The sequence below is a fragment of the Rothia nasimurium genome (genome assembly GCF_004569295.1).
GTDB classification, from domain to species: domain Bacteria; phylum Actinomycetota; class Actinomycetes; order Actinomycetales; family Micrococcaceae; genus Rothia; species Rothia nasimurium_B.
This window is the reverse complement of record NZ_SPQC01000026.1, coordinates 1-14,959: the sequence shown is the minus strand read 5'-3', so window position 1 is coordinate 14,959 and position 14,959 is coordinate 1. Positions and strand designations below refer to the sequence as shown.

Here is a 14,959-nt window from a genome sequence, read left to right as displayed (position 1 = left end):
TCACCGGCCGGCAGGGCGCCCGTCGCAGATGCGCGGACGCCCGCGGGTTAGGGGGTCAGCAGAATTTTGCCGCGGTGCTCCCCGGCTTCTAAATGGGCGTGGGCTTCTGATGCCTGCTCAAGCGGGAAGACAGCGCTGGTATGGTTCGAGATTTCCCCGCTTTCAATCAGGGGCCACACGAGCTGCCCCACACCTTTGACGATGCGGGCCTTATCAGCAGCCGACCGCGAGCGCAGAGAAGTGGCGTGCACGCTCAAGCGGCGCGGGAGCATATAGCCCAGATTGAGTTGCCCCCTGGGCCCGCCCTGCAGACCAATGACGGACATAGAGCCATCTACCGCCAGGGTCTTAATGTTTTCCTCCAGGTAGGCTCCACCCACAACGTCCAGAATGTAGTCGGCCCCGCGTCCGTCCGTAAGCTGGCGGACGGCCTCGCGGAAGTCCTGAGTACGGTAGTTGATAGCCTCAGCGCCCAGCGCCCGGATAAAATCGCACTTTTCATCACTACCGCCGGTGGCAAAAACCTGCAACCCCAGGGCTCGGGCCAGTTCGATAGCGTGGGTGCCGATGCCGCCGGTACCACCGTGAATGAGCAGAGTTTTGCCATCGTTGCCCTCGGGGCGGGGTGCAACCCCCAGGGTAAGAACCAGGTTGGAGTAGACCGTTGCAGCTACCTCAATCAGGCCGGCGGCATCTTCAAGGCTGATACCTTCGGGCACCGGCAGGGTATGACTCAGATCCACCGCCACGTACTCGGCGTAGCCACCGCCAGCGAGCAGGGCGACCCGCTCCAGGTTCAGGTAGCCCTCATCGATGCCCTCCCCCACGGCTTCCACCGTACCGGAGGCCTCCAGGCCGTAGATGGAACTAGCTCCAGGGGGCGGAGGGTAAAAGCCCTGCCGCTGGGAGACGTCCGCCCGGTTTACCCCGCTGGCCGCCACCTGTAGCAGCACCTGGCCGGGGCCGGGTGTCGGCGTCGACTGCTCGCTCACGACCAGCACCTCGGGGCCGCCGTGTTCTTCTTCGAGGATGGCGCGCATGGGGAACTCCTTCTCAGACAGGTTTTTCTGCCCCTTACCGGGCAGCTAGGAGGACGGATGTTTACTGCCCGCCCCTTACCCCAGCCTAACGAGAGCAAGGGCACAAAGGCCACTATTTTGCTTTAGGGCGGCAACTGTGTACCATGGTAGAAGTGCTCAGCACAGTTTGGATGGTTGTCCGAGCGGCCGAAGGAGCTGGTCTTGAAAACCAGTAGGCGGCAACCCCGTCTCGTGGGTTCAAATCCCACACCATCCGCCACGAAGCCCGCTTCCGTAAGGGAGCGGGTTTTTTCATGCCCGGATTCAGAGACAAAAGCAGGGGCAGGTCTCAGCCTGCCCCCCGCTCTCTAGGTAAAAGACTTCTAGTACTAGTAGGTAGAAGAAGTACCGGCGGTGCCGATCAAAACAACAACAAAGGCAATGTAGGCGATGATGAAGAGCAGGGAGAGGATGCCCAGCACCAGACCAATCCAGCCGGTGACCTTACCGACGGTTGCCTCAGCCCCGTAGGATTCAGCCTTGCGGACCTGGGAAAGAGCCAGGGGACCAAGAACTACACCGAGGCCCGCAATAACGATGGACAGAATGCCGAAAATCATGGCGTTCTGGGCGTGCTTCTGCCCCTCAGGGTTTACAGCAACCTGGCCGTAGGGCTGGTTGTAGTTCTGCGCGTAGGGCTGCTCGCTGGGCGCACTGTAGGAGCCGTAGTTCTGGCCTGAATTCTGGTGATTCTGCTGGTTGTACGATTCTGACACGCCGATTTCCTTACCGTTGGGTGCTGAGTGTTACCTGTGCCATTTTATCAAGTGGTCCACAGCAAGCTCCAGGGTTAGCGCCTGTATCTCACGGGGTTTTGACCGCCGCTACTTTTGTCGCTAGTATGGGTAGAGCTGTGTTGCTAGGCCACGTTGACGAGCCTCTACACAGACTATGGAGACGTGCCAGAGCGGCCGAATGGACTTCACTGCTAATGAAGGGTCGGGGTTAAACTCGACCGGGGGTTCAAATCCCCCCGTCTCCGCCATAAAACCCCGGTTGACCTTAGTCGACCGGGGTTTTTCTGTACCTTCACGGCACCCAGCGGCTAGCACCACAGGTTCGGAGCCCGTAGGCAGCTCCCGCTAAAAGCTTGCGAAATGGGTCAGGCGGGCCTCGCCCTCAATCAGCTGGTCCCAGTCGCTGCTTACCTCAAAAACGGTCAGGGACGAGGGGGCATACCCGTAGGAGGCGTCCATCAGCGCCTCGTACTCTGAGTCGGGGCGGGCCAGCTGCAGGGCGGCGTCCTGCACTCCGGGAAGGTGGGCAATCAGCATCAGGGACTGCACCCCGGCGGGGGTGCGGTTGATAGCGGTCAGCAGGGCTGAGGCCGGTGCGTTGTAGAGGCGTTCATCCAGGCTGGCGGTAGGGGCCTTTTCTCCCAGGGCATCTGAAACCCAGGTAGTGGTCTGCCGCGTCCGCAGGGCTGCGGAACTGACCAGCATCTCGGGTATCAGCCCCTTCTCCTTCAGCCATGCCCCGGCCCGCTGGGCCTGCTCGCTCCCATGACGGGTCAGCGGGCGGTTGAAATCGTCAAGCCCCCAGTCAGCTTCAGCATGGCGCATAATAATGAGGGTGCGGGCATCGTGACGGGGGAGGGCGAAATCGGTCATACACCCATCCTAACCGTCGAGGCCGATAAAGCGCTTGAGCAGGTAAATGGTCTCTTCGGGCTTCTCAGAGTGCACCCAGTGCCCGGCCCCCTTCAGCACCACACGGCGTACCAGGGGGAAGAGCTTCTTCATGGGCACAAGGTCAGCGTCTGTGATGTAGGGGGAGTCCCCACCTGCAACCCACAGCACCGGCTTCTTAAAAACTCCGTCAGCTCCTGGCCAGCCCATAATCTCGGGCAGGTGGCGGCGGAGCATCTGTAGGTTGGGTTCCCAGGAGTTACCGGCCTTTGACATGGTCAGATTCTGTAGCAGGAAGGCTCGGGTGCCGGCAGCTGGCACGTTGACTGCCAGGTCAGCTTCGGCCTGGGAGCGGGTGGTGTAGGTGGCAATGGGCAGGTTCAGCATAGAATCCATGAGAATTTCAAAACTGCCCTTAGACTCCCCCGGGGCAATATCGATAACCACCAGCTTGCTCACCAGATGGGGGTGGCGCAGGGCCAGCAGCATAGCGATTTTGCCGCCCATCGAGTGGCCCATCAGCACCACAGGTTCACCGGCCCCAAACTCTTCAATGGCCTTAGCTGCCAAGTCCGCCATCTGCCGGTAGTCGAAGCTCTCTGTCCAGTAACTGGCCCCGTGGTTGGGCAGGTCAACGAGCAGGGTTTGCACCCCCTCCCCCAACCCCTTAGCGATTCGGGTGAAGTTCTTACCCCGCCCCAGCAGACCGTGCAAAAAGACAGTTTTGATGGACCCAGAGCCAACAAGAGAAGTTTTCAGAGAGGGAACAGTCATGCCCTCTACTCTACTACCGCCCGCTCCCCCGATAGCAGGTAGCCGGGGCGGGAGCGTCCGCGCACATAAAGAGCGCCGTACCCAGCCTTTATAGCTGAGTGCGACGCTCTTCGCACGGTGGGTGTAAACCTAGATGGAGTATTCCGGTGCTGCCCAGACAACGACCTCGGGGTGCTCGTAGAAGCGGTAGCCCTGGCCGCGCACGGTACGCACGGTATTCGATAGGCGGCCCAGCTTAGAGCGCAGACGGCGGATATGCACGTCGATGGTGCGCTCATTGGGGATTTCTTCAGCGTCGCGCCACAGACTGGTAAGCAGCTCTTCGCGGGCAACGGTGCGCTGGCCGTTTTCAACCAGGTAGTTGAGGAGCTCAAACTCCTTGTAGGTGAGGTTGAGCAGTTCACCGTCCAGGTAAACCTCGCGGCGGGAAAGATCAATCAGCACGCCCACTGAGTGGGTGGGCTTGACGTCCTCGCCACCGTGATGAGCGGATGCCGGTACCGCCTCAGGCTGGTAGTGCACGGCAGTGGGGTCGCCCAGAGCATTGCGGACGACCTCAAGGTCGCTACCCTGCGCATCGGCAGGGGCCAGCGCCACAGCAGCGTAGGACTCTGCGCCAGGCACCTGGTTCTGCACGTAGGCGCGGGTATCTTGGACGATTCGCACCAAAGAGGTTCCGTGGTTAGCGGCAGCTTCTTCGCTGAGGCCAACATAAATGACGAAGCCGCGAGCTTCGTTCTCCTGCGCAGCTGCGCGCGGAGGCTCAGGCTTATAGGTCATAGGGCGAAGATTAGCGGGCTGCTGCTTTGCAATACCACGACTATGGCCGGCTGCGCCCTGCTGGCGCTGAGCGGCAGAACGGTTGCGCTGCGAGATGTGAACATACCCCGGTGCACCTGACATTTTGCCTACCTTCTCCCTGTATGAGTTGAGCATTAGTGTGCGGTTCCGCTAGAAAGCAAACCCCGTGTGTGGGTAGGACTGCTGTCTACTTTTAATCGTTGTCCGAATTTGTATTTAAAGCAAGTAATATTCGCGTATTTTTTCAACTTATCTTAGTCTAGCCCCCGCAGCGAGGGTCATCAAACATGAAAATCCTTACACCCCACGGCATACTTTTACACCCCAAGTTCTAAATAAAGCCTTGGCGCCCCCGGTTTTCTGCATATTTTTACCTGCCGAAAAAACCAGACAACTAGAACGCCTGAAACTCAAATGTCAATACCTTTTTGTGGGCAAATCTCACCATGCAATATATTTGCCATCATATACCGGGCCGGCAACAGGCGTCCATCCCTACAAAAACAGGGGCAGCCCGCCATCTGACAGGCTGCCCCTGGGCTAAGGCAGTAAGCTAAAATTCCTACTCAGCGACCCCGTATAGGCGGTCACCGGCATCGCCCAGACCAGGCACAATGTAGGCCTTCTCGTCGAGGCGGTCGTCCTGGGCAGCCAGGAAGAGGTCGACGTTCTCAAGGCTGTCAACGCCCTTCTCAAGGGCCTCAATACCCTCAGGGGCACCCAGCACGCACACACAAGTGATGTGCTCAGCGCCGCGAGCGCGCAGGAACTTGATGGACTCAATCAGGGTGCCGCCGGTGGCCAGCATGGGGTCAAGCACGTAGACCTGACGGCCGGTGAGATCCTCAGGGAGACGCTCGGCGTAGGTGACAATATCCAGGGTTTCCTCATTGCGGGCCATACCCAGGAAGCCCACCTCAGCGGTAGGAATCAGGCGGGTCATACCCTCTAGCATACCCAGACCGGCGCGCAGAATCGGCACGATCAGGGGGCGGGGGTTGGCGATGTGGGAGCCAACGGTGGTAGCAACGGGGGTCTCAACCTCGCGGGGCTCAACGCGAATCTCGCGGGTAGCCTCGTAGGCCAGAAGGGTGACGAGCTCGTCTACAAGCTGGCGGAAAATCGGGGAGGGGGTGTTCTTATCGCGAAGAACGGTAATTTTGTGGTCAACCAGGGGGTGGTCCAGAACTTTAATACGCATAGTTAAAAGCTACCACTGGGCACCAGCCCGTAAAGAGTTGGAGGGCAAACGAGTATCACAGGGGTATCACCGCTTGACATGTTTATGTCAGATTTTTGTCACGGAGCCTCCTTTGGGCATGAAAAAACCCGCCTCCCCTAGCTTTTACTAGGGGAAACGGGTTTTTATCGCTGGCGGTGACGGAGGGATTTGAACCCTCGGTACGGGGTTACCGTACACAACATTTCGAGTGTTGCACCTTCGGCCGCTCGGACACGTCACCAAACTCTGGAAATTTTACCCTAGATACCCTGGTCACTCAACTCAGTGGGGCCAGCAGGCAGGTCTCTAGCCCTGAATGTAGCCGTCGATGGTGAGCATAGCCAGCTCGGCCCCCTCATCGGGGGTGCGCTCAGCACCGTGGCGGGTTTCATCCATGGAGAGCATGAAGACCGCGCCAAAGATAATAAGGGAGACCCCCTCGACCGAGCGGTCTGTGCGCACGGTGTAGCGGGTAGCCAGGCGGCTAATGAGCTCGCGGATAAAGCACATGATGTCTGCACGAATCAGGTCGGTGGTGGGCGACCATTCAGCACCAGCCCGCCAGAGCTCTGACACCCACAGTCGGGCGAAGCCGGGGTGCTCGCTCAGGTAGATAATGGCGGCGTGCAGGGCGCTCCGCAGGGCTTCTCGGGGGTCGTCGTGGTTGCTGGCAACCGTGGTCATCTCGGCCAGCAACAGCTTGGCACCGTACTGCAGGAGCTGGTCAATCATGGTCCTCTTCGACCCGAAATTGTAGTAGACCGTACCTTTTGAGACCCCGGCCCTCTCCGCAATGTCCTCAACAGTGGTGGCGGTGGGGCCGCCCTCGCTCATGATGTCCATAGCAGCTTCAAAGAGTTTGAGCTGGGTTTTGTTGGTGCGCCCGGGGCGGCGGCTGCTCGCCTCGACCACCGGTGTTTGGTGTGCGTAGACGACCGCTTCTACCTGTTGTTTGGCCACGCCTGCCCCCTTACCTTATTTGAAAAAATAGTATTCCTTTTTCAAAGATACATGATTGTGGGGCGGCTGTGCAGTTTTCTGCGGGGCGTTTTAGGGCAGGCCCTCCCCTACTAGCGATGTTTTCTAAAGAAAGTAGTCAGGAGCTCGGCGCACTCGCTCTCAAGCACCCCGGGGTAGACCTCTACCCAGTGGTTGACTTTGCGGTCGCGCAGCACGTCGTAGACGCTCCCGGCAGCCCCTGTTTTTTCTTCCCAGGCCCCTATTACCACGGTGGACAGGCGGGCTAGCAGGATAGCCCCGGCGCACATGAGGCAGGGTTCGAGGGTAACAACCAGAGTGCAGTCCTCTAGCCGCCAGCTCCCCAGGTGTTCGGCGGCCTGCCGAATCGCGATAACCTCGGCGTGGGCGGTGGGGTTGGCATCGGCCTCGCGCCGGTTGTAGCCGCGCCCGATTACCTGCCCGGCGGCGTCCACAACCACCGCCCCGATGGGAACGTCGTCGCTGGCTAGGGCCAGCTTTGCCTGGTCGATGGCCTGGCGCATGAGGGCTTCGTGCTGCGGGTTGCGCGGACGCGTGGGCAGGGCGGATCGGGGCATGGTTCCTTCGGCGCGTGCTTAGTGGGTGATGGCCAGGGCGTAGGGCAGGACAGCGGTCGCACCGGCTGCCCGCAAGGTACGGGCGGTGACGGTGGTTGACCAGCGAGAGTCAATTCTATCGGTGACGACGAGAACCGGGCCCGCGTTGGTCGCCAGATAGTCGGCCGCCGCCGGTGGTAGGCGGTAGGCGTTCAGCACCCCGGCACAGCGGAAGACGCTGTTGCCGCCGAAGTGGGCGGGGGCGTCCGCCAGTTCAAAGTCGCCCAGGTCGGGCAAACGTCCGGCTGCGGCGATGCCGCGGGCCAGCGAGAATGCCAGCTGCGGACGCACCGGCGAGGGTAGACCGATGACGGCAACCGGGCGATCCTCCCAGCCCCATTCGGCCAGCACCTGCAGACTGGCCCGGCCTAGGTCGGCGGGGACGGGGCCGTCCACAGCCTGCCCGTCGGGGCCGGGGGCGAAAATTTCGCGCAGGCGGTTGCCCCAGCCCAGGTCGGTCAGGCGGGCGAGGGCTCGGCCCTCACTAGCCCGTTCAGCCTCGGCAATTTTGCCACGCAGGGGCTTGCCGGTAACTTCGTGTACCGCCTGGGGAACTAAGCGGTCGAGGCCGGTGGGCCACATGCCGCGCGGCTCAATGAGTACGCCCACGCGGGCCAGGGCTGCCCCTGCCTGCTCAGTCAGGGCCGGGTTAAAGCCGGTGGGGTGCCAGGGCCCGGCGCACACGTCACAGATGCCACAGGGACGGGCTGTGGTGTCGTCCAGTTCGCGGGCCAGGAAGACCATGCGGCAGGTATCGGTGTGCTGGTAGGCCAGCATGGCTTCCTGCTCACGCTGACGGGCCTGGCGCACCCGGGCGTAGCGGGGGGCGTCATAGTGCCAGGGAGCTCCGGTCGCCACCCAGCCGCGGGCGCCACGTTCTACAGCCCCCTCCACCGCTAAGACCTTAAGGAGCAAGTCAAGAGAGGATCGCTTAACATCGACTCGGGTTTCGAGGGCGAGCACGCTCAGCTCTGTGCCCACAGCGGTTGCCTCGGTCAGCGCCGCCAGCACGGCACCGGTGTTTTCTTCGGTCGGCATGGAGGCGGTGGCGAAGTAGTCCCAGATTTCCTTGTCTTCGCTGCCGGGTAGCAGGAGCACATCGGCCTTAATAGCGCCACGACCGGCTCGACCCACCTGCTGGTAGTAGGCCACTGCGCTGGAGGGAGCGCCCAAGTGCACCACAAACCCCAGGTCAGGCTTATCGAAGCCCATCCCCAGGGCACTGGTAGCGACCAGGGCTTTGACCCGGTTTTCTTTCAGGGCGCTTTCGGCCTCGCGTCGTTCGTCGGGGTCGGTTTTACCGGTGTAGGCCAGCACTTCGTAGCCGGCGGCCCGCAAGGCTGTGGCGGTGTCTTCAGCTGTCGAAACGGTCAGGGTGTAGACAATGCCAGAGCCCGGCAGGCTGCCAAGGTGGGTGGCTAGCCAGCCCAGGCGGTTGCTAGCGCTAGGCAGGGCAAGGACACCCAGGCGCAGCGAGTCGCGGGACAGCGGGCCCCGCAGAATAAACACGTCGTCAGCGGAGCCCGCGCTACCCTGCTGCCGGGTGCCGAGCTGCTCGGCGACGTCCTGCACCACCCGCTCATTAGCGGTTGCGGTGGTAGCCAGCACGGGGACGCCGGTGGGCAGGGCCGCAATCAGGTCGCGGATACGGCGGTAGTCGGGGCGGAAGTCGTGCCCCCAGTCAGAGATGCAGTGGGCCTCGTCGATGACCAGCAGGCCGCAGGTACGCACCAACTCGGGCAGCCAGTCTGAGCGGAAGGAGGGGTTATTGAGCCGTTCAGGGCCCACCAGCAGCACGTCGAGTTCACCGGCGGCGAGCTGGGCCCGTACGGCGTCCCACTCGGTCATGTTCGACGAGTTGACCATACCTGCCCGCACCCCGGCTCGGGCAGCGGCCTCTACCTGGTCGCGCATGAGGGCCAGCAGGGGCGAGACGATGAGGGCGGGCCCGCTCTCCCGCCTACGCAGGAGCAGGGCGGAGAGGAAGTAGACCGCCGACTTACCCCAGCCGGTTCGCTGGATTACCAGGGCCCGGCGGCGCTGCTGCACCAGGGCCTCAATGGCCTCGAACTGGCCGGGGTGGAAGGTGGCGGCCGGGTTGCCGGTCAGGCGGGCAAGGAGCTCGGTAGCCTCGGCCCGCAGGCTTCCGGGCGAAAGGACACCGCCCACCACCGGGTCTGACTGCTGTTGGGGCAGGGGCACTAGCGCTGGCCCCGGTCAGCGCCCATGTAGGCCTGCTGCAGCTTCCACTGCTGATAGGCCTTAATCTGACGCATGTAGGTTGAGACGGGGTTCTTCCAGACGAAGACCAAAAAGACGATAGCTAGCACGCCAGCGAGCAGGTCTACCAGCATGGTCCAGTGGAAGACCAGAAGCAGTGTCAGCGCACCTATGAGCAGGTTCAGGATCTGGAAGCTCGCCACGACAGTCAGCACGATACGGGCCCAGTTATGGCCCTTGTTCATCATGATGGTGAAGAAGACGAGCAGGGCAGACCAGATAAGACCAAAGACCAGGCCCATAATGAGGCCGGCAGTGGCGAAACCTGCATCTGCGCTCGCAGTTATCTCAGCCTCTGCTGCTGCGAAGTCTTCTTCGGTCATCATCCCGCTGAAGAGGGAAAGGATGCTGCTACTCGTTGCCTGCTGAATCTCCTGGTAGAAGATAGTGCCCAGAATAGACCCCAGAACGCCCAGGCCAATCATCACGTACATGATGAGGCTGGCGGTTTTGAGGGCCTGCGGGCGCTCGGGTGCATCCATGTGGGCGGGTAGGCCCTGGCCGTAGGCCTGGGCATAGCCAGCGTAGGCGTCCTGCTCGGTGTAGTAACCGGGCTGGGTTGCCGAATAGGCCGGGGGCTGGGCCTGGTTGGGGTAGGCAGGGGGCTGCTGGGGCTGGTAGTTACCGATGGTGTTGTCGTTGCCGGGGTACTGGCTCACGGGGTCCTCCTGGTCAGTGGGTGGCCGGTGCTTGCTTTAAGCCTACCGGCCAATAGCCTCGCTCACCAGGGTTTACGCGATTTCGAAGATGCCGCGGGCCCGGTCTTTCTTAACAGCTGAAGCGGGGAAGATGCGGCCGCTCATTGAAATGTAGACGCCGGGTTCGAGCAGGTTGAGGGCGGCGACGGCTGCGCCCAGGTTGAAGCTGGCGTCGGACTTCCGCATAGACGCCGGCTGCATGGCACCGGTGAGCACAACTACCTTGTTGCCGAGGGTGGCGTTGGCTTCGAGGTAGCGGGCGGTTTCGGGCATGGTGTCGGTGCCGTGGGTGATGATGACGCGGTCGTTCTGCACGGCATTGAGAGCCTCGGTCAGTACGGCGCGGTCGGCATCAGCCATGTCGAGGCTGTCGAGCTTGAGCACGCTTTGCACCTCAAAAGCGGTGTCGGTGAGCACGTAGCTGAGCAGCTCGGGCACTGAGGGTTTGCCGATTTCCAGTTCACCGGCTACGGAGTAGACCTTGTCGAAGGTCCCGCCGGTGGTCAGGATGGTCACGGTTTCTGCGTTATTGATAGGCATGGCTTCCTTGAGGGGTTGCGGGGTTTTGCTTCTAAGTCTAGTGGAGGGCAGGCGGACGCCCGTGGTCGGCTCAGTGGGCGGATTCAGGGATTCCTACCCCCCCCCGATTAAATTCGCTCATAGCGAACATAGGCTAAAGAGCGCTCCGTAAACACAGGTAAACAACAGAGAAAGTAAGGTGCGCCACAAAATTTTACCCCGAAAACGTCAAGTCTATACAACCTTAAAGTTGTCATAACTTTAAGGGACAAGCCCGACCCTTTTAAAGAAAAACCAGCAATATTTCAAACACTAAATAAACCCGCCCACCACCAAAGTCAAGGCCCTGCACCCATCCCAAGCAAGGGCGTCCCAATCTGCGATATAAGTGCGCCAAAACACGCTCCTAGAATGACTCGTAAGCCCCCAGCGGCCCACCCACACACCACCTCACCCTAGGAGCAAACTATGAAGCTCGCACCCAAAGTAGCAGCAACCCTCTCAGCAGCTGCACTCGCCTTCTCCATGGCGTCCGCACCCGCCACCGCCGCCGAAAGCACCGACGCGGGCAACGGCACCATCATCAACACCTACCCCGAAACCCCGGCCCTCAACGCCACCCTGCCCATCGTTCAGACCCACCACAAGAGCGACTCCATCAAGGCCAACATCCTCAATGCCCGCCCCGTCTGCAACGCCTGGGAAGACTACCGCACCGTGGTCTACAAGGTCACCGACAACTTCACCCCCGTCGGTACCATCTCAACCACCAACAGCACCTCAGCCCCCGTCAACCTCACCCAGAGCCTCTCCAAGACCCAGACCGTCACCATAAGCGTCAACGGGTCAAAGACCGAAACCGTCTCCTTCAACCTGGGCGGCACCCAGAACCTCGATAAGGGCAGCATCAACGCCGGCATCGCCTACTCCATCGCCAAGACCGTAGGCGGCGACGCCTCCTACTCCCTCTCCTGGAGCGTCGGCCAGACCATCGGCCCCTACGAAGTACCCGCAGGCTACACCGGCGAAGCCACCTACGGCTTCCGTACCATCGCCATGACCGGCACCCAGCAGTACTGCATGCTCAACGGCACCTGGTCCAACCCCGTCGCCTGGCGCGCCAACGTCCCCATCAAGAACCAGGTCACCGTCAAGCTCTACAGCAACCCCGCTGACTCCTACTAAACCGCCCCGTCTTTGAGAGAAGGTACAACCATGCAGACCGCTATCACCCGTCGCACCGCCATCACCTCCCTAGCTCTGGGCACCGTTTCCCTGGCCTTTGCCTCAACCGCAGCCCGAGCCGCTACACCCGCCTACGACCTTGAGCCCGTCCTCACCGTCTCATCCTGGAAGGCTGAAGGCTACGCCGGCCTAGTCGCCTTGCGCCTCAAGAACGTAGGCACTGAGCGCTACTACGGCGACTTCCCCGTAGTTTCCTTCCGCATCGACGTGAAGACCGCATCGGGCCCCACCGGCGTTGACCGCCTGATCACCCCCGGCTGGTTCAACGGCGCCTACACCCGCGACCTGGGTTTTGACGCCGCAACCTCGACCCGTAGCTTCCTAGTCACCCTGGCCAACCCCATCAAGGCCGGTGAAACCCAGCTGGTTGCCAACCTCAACTTCGGTGACGGCCTCACTTCAGAGGGCCGCCTGCGCAACTACATCACCGTCACCCAGGTCGGCCGTATCGCCGGTGACACCTCCACCAGTAATGACCAGAACCGCGATTCTCGCGAAATCACCCTGACCGATACCGGCCGTAAGGCAAGCGGCATCTTCTAAGCCGCCCGGCTCCCAGGCCTCAGTTGAGTTGCGCGGCTTACTGCGCCCCGGCGTCCTTCTACTCCCCGCATGAGGACGCCGGGGCGCAGCCTTTCGCGGTCAGCGGCCGAGTCAGTAGCATGGGAGGGTAACAATCCCCCGTGAAAGGCTGATCATGCCCGAAACTACCGCCATTAACCTGCGCTTCCCCATCGTGGGAGCCCAGTGGCTGGCAGCCAATATTGCCGCCCCAAACCTGGTCATTCTGGACGCCTCCGTCGGCGAGTTCGCCGGCGCCTGCCGCTTTGATATCGACGGCGAGTTCAGCGCCCCCGAAGGCGTACACACCATGCTGAGCGCCGAGGACTTTGAAGCTAAGGTCCGCGCTCTCGGTATTAGTAAGGACGCCGCCATCGTGGTGTACGACCGCCAGGGCATGTTCTCTGCCGCCCGCGGCTGGTTCATGTTTGTGGCCATGGGGCACGATAACGTTGCGGTACTCGACGGGGGCCTGCCCGCCTGGGAGGCAGCCGGTTTCAACCAGCTCCCCCTCAACGAGGGGCCTTTTACTCCCGGTTCATTCGTGGCAGAAGACCGCGGCCTCTTCGTTGACGCGCTCACCACCAAGGCCTTTGCCAAGCGGGAGGACGCCGCCGTCATTGACGCCCGCAGCGCCGAACGCTTTGCCGGCACCGCTCCCGAACCCCGCCCGGGTCTGCGGGCTGGCCATATTCCCGGCTCCGTCAGCCTGCCCTTCACCTCCCTGCTCGATGAGCAGAGGCGTTTCCGGGCGCCGGAGGAGGTCAAGGCAGCCGTGGATGCGGTGGCAGGGGATGCTGAAACCCTGATTTTCTCCTGCGGCTCTGGCGTGACCGCCTGCATTGACGCCCTAGCAGCCTATGTATCGGGCTATACCGAACTAGCTGTCTACGACGGCTCCTGGGCCGAGTGGGGCGCAGAGGACCCGGCTGGCCTGCGCCCCGTAGAGGCGTAGAATCCAGACAAAAAAAGAACCCCGCTTGACCTGTTTTACCAAGTCAAGCGGGGGCTTCGAGGAATCTTAGACTGTCTTGAAAAACAGTAACCCCGGCGATCTGCAAGAGCAGGGATCGTTCCGGGGTTTTCATTCTCAACTATAATGCTAAGAACCATGGGAAACAAGAAGGTATCAGTCGAAGAGTTAGAGGTGTGGTTCTCCGAGCCTCGACTTCACAGGTACAGGATGTATAGGAATCCGGAGCATGTCTACCACTGGAATGCTCATATCACCAAGGAACTCTTAGTTGACATCGGCCACCTCGAAATCCTACTGCGAAATGCAGTAGACAGAGCCCTCCGCCAAGATGACAGGTACGGCACATACTGGTTTCAGAACACTGCCCTACCGCTGAGCTACCAAGCTCAGAAAAGCGTGGTTAAAGCGGTCGAACGCGCAACGCGGCGCGGGACAAGGCCTTTGGATGCCGGTCGGGTTATCGCAGAACTACCCTTTGATTTTTGGAGGTATTTATTCTCGAAGTACTATCAAGCAACGGTCTGGCCAAAGTTTGCTAGCTGCCTGTCGACCAAGGTCAGTAGAGTCGAATTTGAGCGTCATCTCAACTTTGTTTATATCAACCGCAATCGTTTCTCTCACCATGAGCCAATTGTCAAAGGAAGTTATGAGGAAGATCTTGCATATGTTCAGAGCCTATTGACTTCTATCTATTTTTAGCATCTCTTATCTCAGACAATACGTCCTTGTGGATTCGACAGAATTCATCTGTAGATGAGAGGTTAGGGAATCATCCAGATGCCAACTCGTGAGGGCCGCATACAAACTATCACTGCTTATTCTGAGCGTGCTCAAGAATATGCAACGGTGTTAGGGCATATTAAAGCTACGAAAGAGGCCGACCGAAAGCTGGTTAGCTCTTGGGCCGGTTCCGTCGCGGGGATTATCCTTGACCTTGGGTGCGGCCCTGGGCACTGGGCAAATTTTATTGCATCACAAGGTATAAAGGTGAAGGGCCTTGACCCCACTCCCCTTTTTATTAAAATTGCCTCGGAAAAATACCCTCATGAGCAGTTTGAGGTGGGAACAGTCGCAGATGAAGCAGGAAAGGAATATCGCGGGGTTCTTGCTTGGTACTCCCTCATACATTGCGCACCAGAACAACTCTTACAGGAACTCAAAGGTATTTGGTCGGCCCTTTCTGAGGACGGTACCCTCCTGCTTGGGTATTTTCGAGGAAAATCTCTAGGAATCTTTAACCACGCGGTCGCCCCGGCCTGGTACTGGCCTGATAGTTTTATGGCTGAGATTCTTAGTCAGGCAGGATTCCAAATCCTTTACCAAGAGTATCGAACTGATCAGGATGCTCGCCCGCATGGCGCAATAGTTGCAAAAAAGGTACCCCTGGGAGGGGAGATCTTTAGAAGTTAACAGGCTACAAGACCCAAGGTAAATAAAGAGCCCCGCAGGTGAAATGAACTGCTCCCCATAAGTTGGACTACTAAAAAACAGTCACCAACTAATGGGGAGCATCTCCTATGCGAGCACGAAGCTCACTCACCCAACACCAACGAGAACAACTCATCCACCTCTTCCAACAAG

16 protein-coding genes and 3 tRNA genes are annotated in these 14,959 nt (G+C 60.2%); 7 read left to right on the top strand and 12 right to left on the bottom strand.

Going from position 1 to position 14,959, the window contains the following annotated elements:
* Positions 1–47: 47 nt before the first annotated feature.
* On the bottom strand, positions 48–1,040 hold the full coding sequence (locus E4U03_RS07940; protein WP_135013014.1) for an NAD(P)H-quinone oxidoreductase: 993 nt from the start codon (positions 1,038–1,040) through the stop codon (positions 48–50).
* A gap of 168 nt (positions 1,041–1,208) precedes the next feature.
* On the opposite strand from E4U03_RS07940, the gene E4U03_RS07935 reads away from it, so the two are divergent.
* Positions 1,209–1,299: transfer RNA gene (locus E4U03_RS07935), tRNA-Ser, on the top strand.
* 109 nt (positions 1,300–1,408) lie between these two features.
* On the opposite strand, the gene E4U03_RS07930 is transcribed toward E4U03_RS07935, so the two are convergent.
* Positions 1,409–1,795 (bottom strand): DUF4190 domain-containing protein, encoded by a 387-nt coding sequence (locus E4U03_RS07930; RefSeq protein ID WP_135013013.1) that lies wholly within the window; start codon positions 1,793–1,795, stop codon positions 1,409–1,411.
* A 177-nt stretch (positions 1,796–1,972) separates the two neighbouring features.
* Between E4U03_RS07930 and E4U03_RS07925 the strand changes: the two genes are divergently transcribed.
* Positions 1,973–2,064: transfer RNA gene (locus E4U03_RS07925), tRNA-Ser, on the top strand.
* Positions 2,065–2,161: 97 nt separating this feature from the next.
* Here E4U03_RS07925 and E4U03_RS07920 read toward each other — a convergent pair.
* From E4U03_RS07920 to E4U03_RS07875, 10 genes are all read right to left on the bottom strand, one after another.
* Positions 2,162–2,689: a SixA phosphatase family protein gene (locus E4U03_RS07920; protein WP_135013012.1), complete on the bottom strand. Its 528-nt coding sequence runs from the start codon at positions 2,687–2,689 to the stop codon at positions 2,162–2,164.
* A gap of 9 nt (positions 2,690–2,698) precedes the next feature.
* Entirely contained in the window at positions 2,699–3,481 is a 783-nt protein-coding gene (locus E4U03_RS07915; RefSeq protein ID WP_135013011.1) for an alpha/beta fold hydrolase, read from the bottom strand.
* Between the two features lie 129 nt (positions 3,482–3,610).
* A complete protein-coding gene (locus tag E4U03_RS07910; RefSeq protein ID WP_135013010.1) occupies positions 3,611–4,384 on the bottom strand; it encodes a winged helix-turn-helix domain-containing protein in 774 nt (257 codons plus the stop codon).
* Positions 4,385–4,844: 460 nt separating this feature from the next.
* Positions 4,845–5,483, bottom strand: a complete 639-nt coding sequence (upp, locus tag E4U03_RS07905) for a uracil phosphoribosyltransferase (protein ID WP_135013009.1) — start codon at positions 5,481–5,483, stop codon at positions 4,845–4,847.
* Between the two features lie 171 nt (positions 5,484–5,654).
* Positions 5,655–5,745: transfer RNA gene (locus tag E4U03_RS07900), tRNA-Ser, on the bottom strand.
* Positions 5,746–5,810: 65 nt separating this feature from the next.
* Positions 5,811–6,464, bottom strand: coding sequence for a TetR/AcrR family transcriptional regulator (locus E4U03_RS07895; protein WP_245207694.1), 654 nt, complete (start codon positions 6,462–6,464; stop codon positions 5,811–5,813).
* A gap of 110 nt (positions 6,465–6,574) precedes the next feature.
* Positions 6,575–7,060: a tRNA adenosine(34) deaminase TadA gene (gene tadA, locus E4U03_RS07890; protein ID WP_194210394.1), complete on the bottom strand. Its 486-nt coding sequence runs from the start codon at positions 7,058–7,060 to the stop codon at positions 6,575–6,577.
* Between the two features lie 18 nt (positions 7,061–7,078).
* Positions 7,079–9,301 (bottom strand): RecQ family ATP-dependent DNA helicase, encoded by a 2,223-nt coding sequence (locus E4U03_RS07885; protein WP_245207693.1) that lies wholly within the window; start codon positions 9,299–9,301, stop codon positions 7,079–7,081.
* Complete coding sequence (locus tag E4U03_RS07880) at positions 9,301–10,038, bottom strand: hypothetical protein (RefSeq protein WP_135013008.1); 738 nt, start codon at positions 10,036–10,038, stop codon at positions 9,301–9,303. Before E4U03_RS07880 ends, E4U03_RS07885 begins: the two co-directional genes overlap by 1 nt.
* Before the next feature lie 72 nt (positions 10,039–10,110).
* Positions 10,111–10,617 carry an asparaginase domain-containing protein gene (locus tag E4U03_RS07875; protein WP_135013007.1) on the bottom strand — a complete coding sequence of 169 codons (507 nt, stop codon included), beginning with the start codon at positions 10,615–10,617 and terminating at the stop codon, positions 10,111–10,113.
* 447 nt (positions 10,618–11,064) lie between these two features.
* On the opposite strand from E4U03_RS07875, the gene E4U03_RS13170 reads away from it, so the two are divergent.
* From E4U03_RS13170 to E4U03_RS07855, 5 genes are all read left to right on the top strand, one after another.
* Entirely contained in the window at positions 11,065–11,781 is a 717-nt protein-coding gene (locus tag E4U03_RS13170) for a hypothetical protein (RefSeq protein ID WP_209304144.1), read from the top strand.
* 30 nt (positions 11,782–11,811) lie between these two features.
* Positions 11,812–12,384, top strand: coding sequence for a hypothetical protein (locus E4U03_RS13165; protein WP_209304143.1), 573 nt, complete (start codon positions 11,812–11,814; stop codon positions 12,382–12,384).
* A 154-nt stretch (positions 12,385–12,538) separates the two neighbouring features.
* Entirely contained in the window at positions 12,539–13,357 is an 819-nt protein-coding gene (locus E4U03_RS07865) for a sulfurtransferase (RefSeq protein WP_135013006.1), read from the top strand.
* A 156-nt stretch (positions 13,358–13,513) separates the two neighbouring features.
* On the top strand, positions 13,514–14,077 hold the full coding sequence (locus E4U03_RS07860; protein ID WP_135013005.1) for a hypothetical protein: 564 nt from the start codon (positions 13,514–13,516) through the stop codon (positions 14,075–14,077).
* A 78-nt stretch (positions 14,078–14,155) separates the two neighbouring features.
* Positions 14,156–14,788 carry a class I SAM-dependent methyltransferase gene (locus tag E4U03_RS07855; protein WP_135013004.1) on the top strand — a complete coding sequence of 211 codons (633 nt, stop codon included), beginning with the start codon at positions 14,156–14,158 and terminating at the stop codon, positions 14,786–14,788.
* Positions 14,789–14,959 lie beyond the last annotated feature (171 nt).

Coding starts and splice junctions, on each gene's coding strand:
- E4U03_RS07940 (WP_135013014.1), bottom strand. CDS start 1,040: ATGCGCGCCATCCTCGAAGAAGAACACGGCGGCCCCGAGGTGCTGGTC.
- E4U03_RS07860 (WP_135013005.1), top strand. CDS start 13,514: ATGGGAAACAAGAAGGTATCAGTCGAAGAGTTAGAGGTGTGGTTCTCC.
- E4U03_RS13165 (WP_209304143.1), top strand. CDS start 11,812: ATGCAGACCGCTATCACCCGTCGCACCGCCATCACCTCCCTAGCTCTG.
- E4U03_RS07855 (WP_135013004.1), top strand. CDS start 14,156: ATGCCAACTCGTGAGGGCCGCATACAAACTATCACTGCTTATTCTGAG.
- E4U03_RS07920 (WP_135013012.1), bottom strand. CDS start 2,689: ATGACCGATTTCGCCCTCCCCCGTCACGATGCCCGCACCCTCATTATT.
- E4U03_RS07910 (WP_135013010.1), bottom strand. CDS start 4,384: ATGTCAGGTGCACCGGGGTATGTTCACATCTCGCAGCGCAACCGTTCT.
- E4U03_RS07875 (WP_135013007.1), bottom strand. CDS start 10,617: ATGCCTATCAATAACGCAGAAACCGTGACCATCCTGACCACCGGCGGG.
- E4U03_RS07865 (WP_135013006.1), top strand. CDS start 12,539: ATGCCCGAAACTACCGCCATTAACCTGCGCTTCCCCATCGTGGGAGCC.
- tadA (WP_194210394.1), bottom strand. CDS start 7,060: ATGCCCCGATCCGCCCTGCCCACGCGTCCGCGCAACCCGCAGCACGAA.
- E4U03_RS13170 (WP_209304144.1), top strand. CDS start 11,065: ATGAAGCTCGCACCCAAAGTAGCAGCAACCCTCTCAGCAGCTGCACTC.
- upp (WP_135013009.1), bottom strand. CDS start 5,483: ATGCGTATTAAAGTTCTGGACCACCCCCTGGTTGACCACAAAATTACC.
- E4U03_RS07915 (WP_135013011.1), bottom strand. CDS start 3,481: ATGACTGTTCCCTCTCTGAAAACTTCTCTTGTTGGCTCTGGGTCCATC.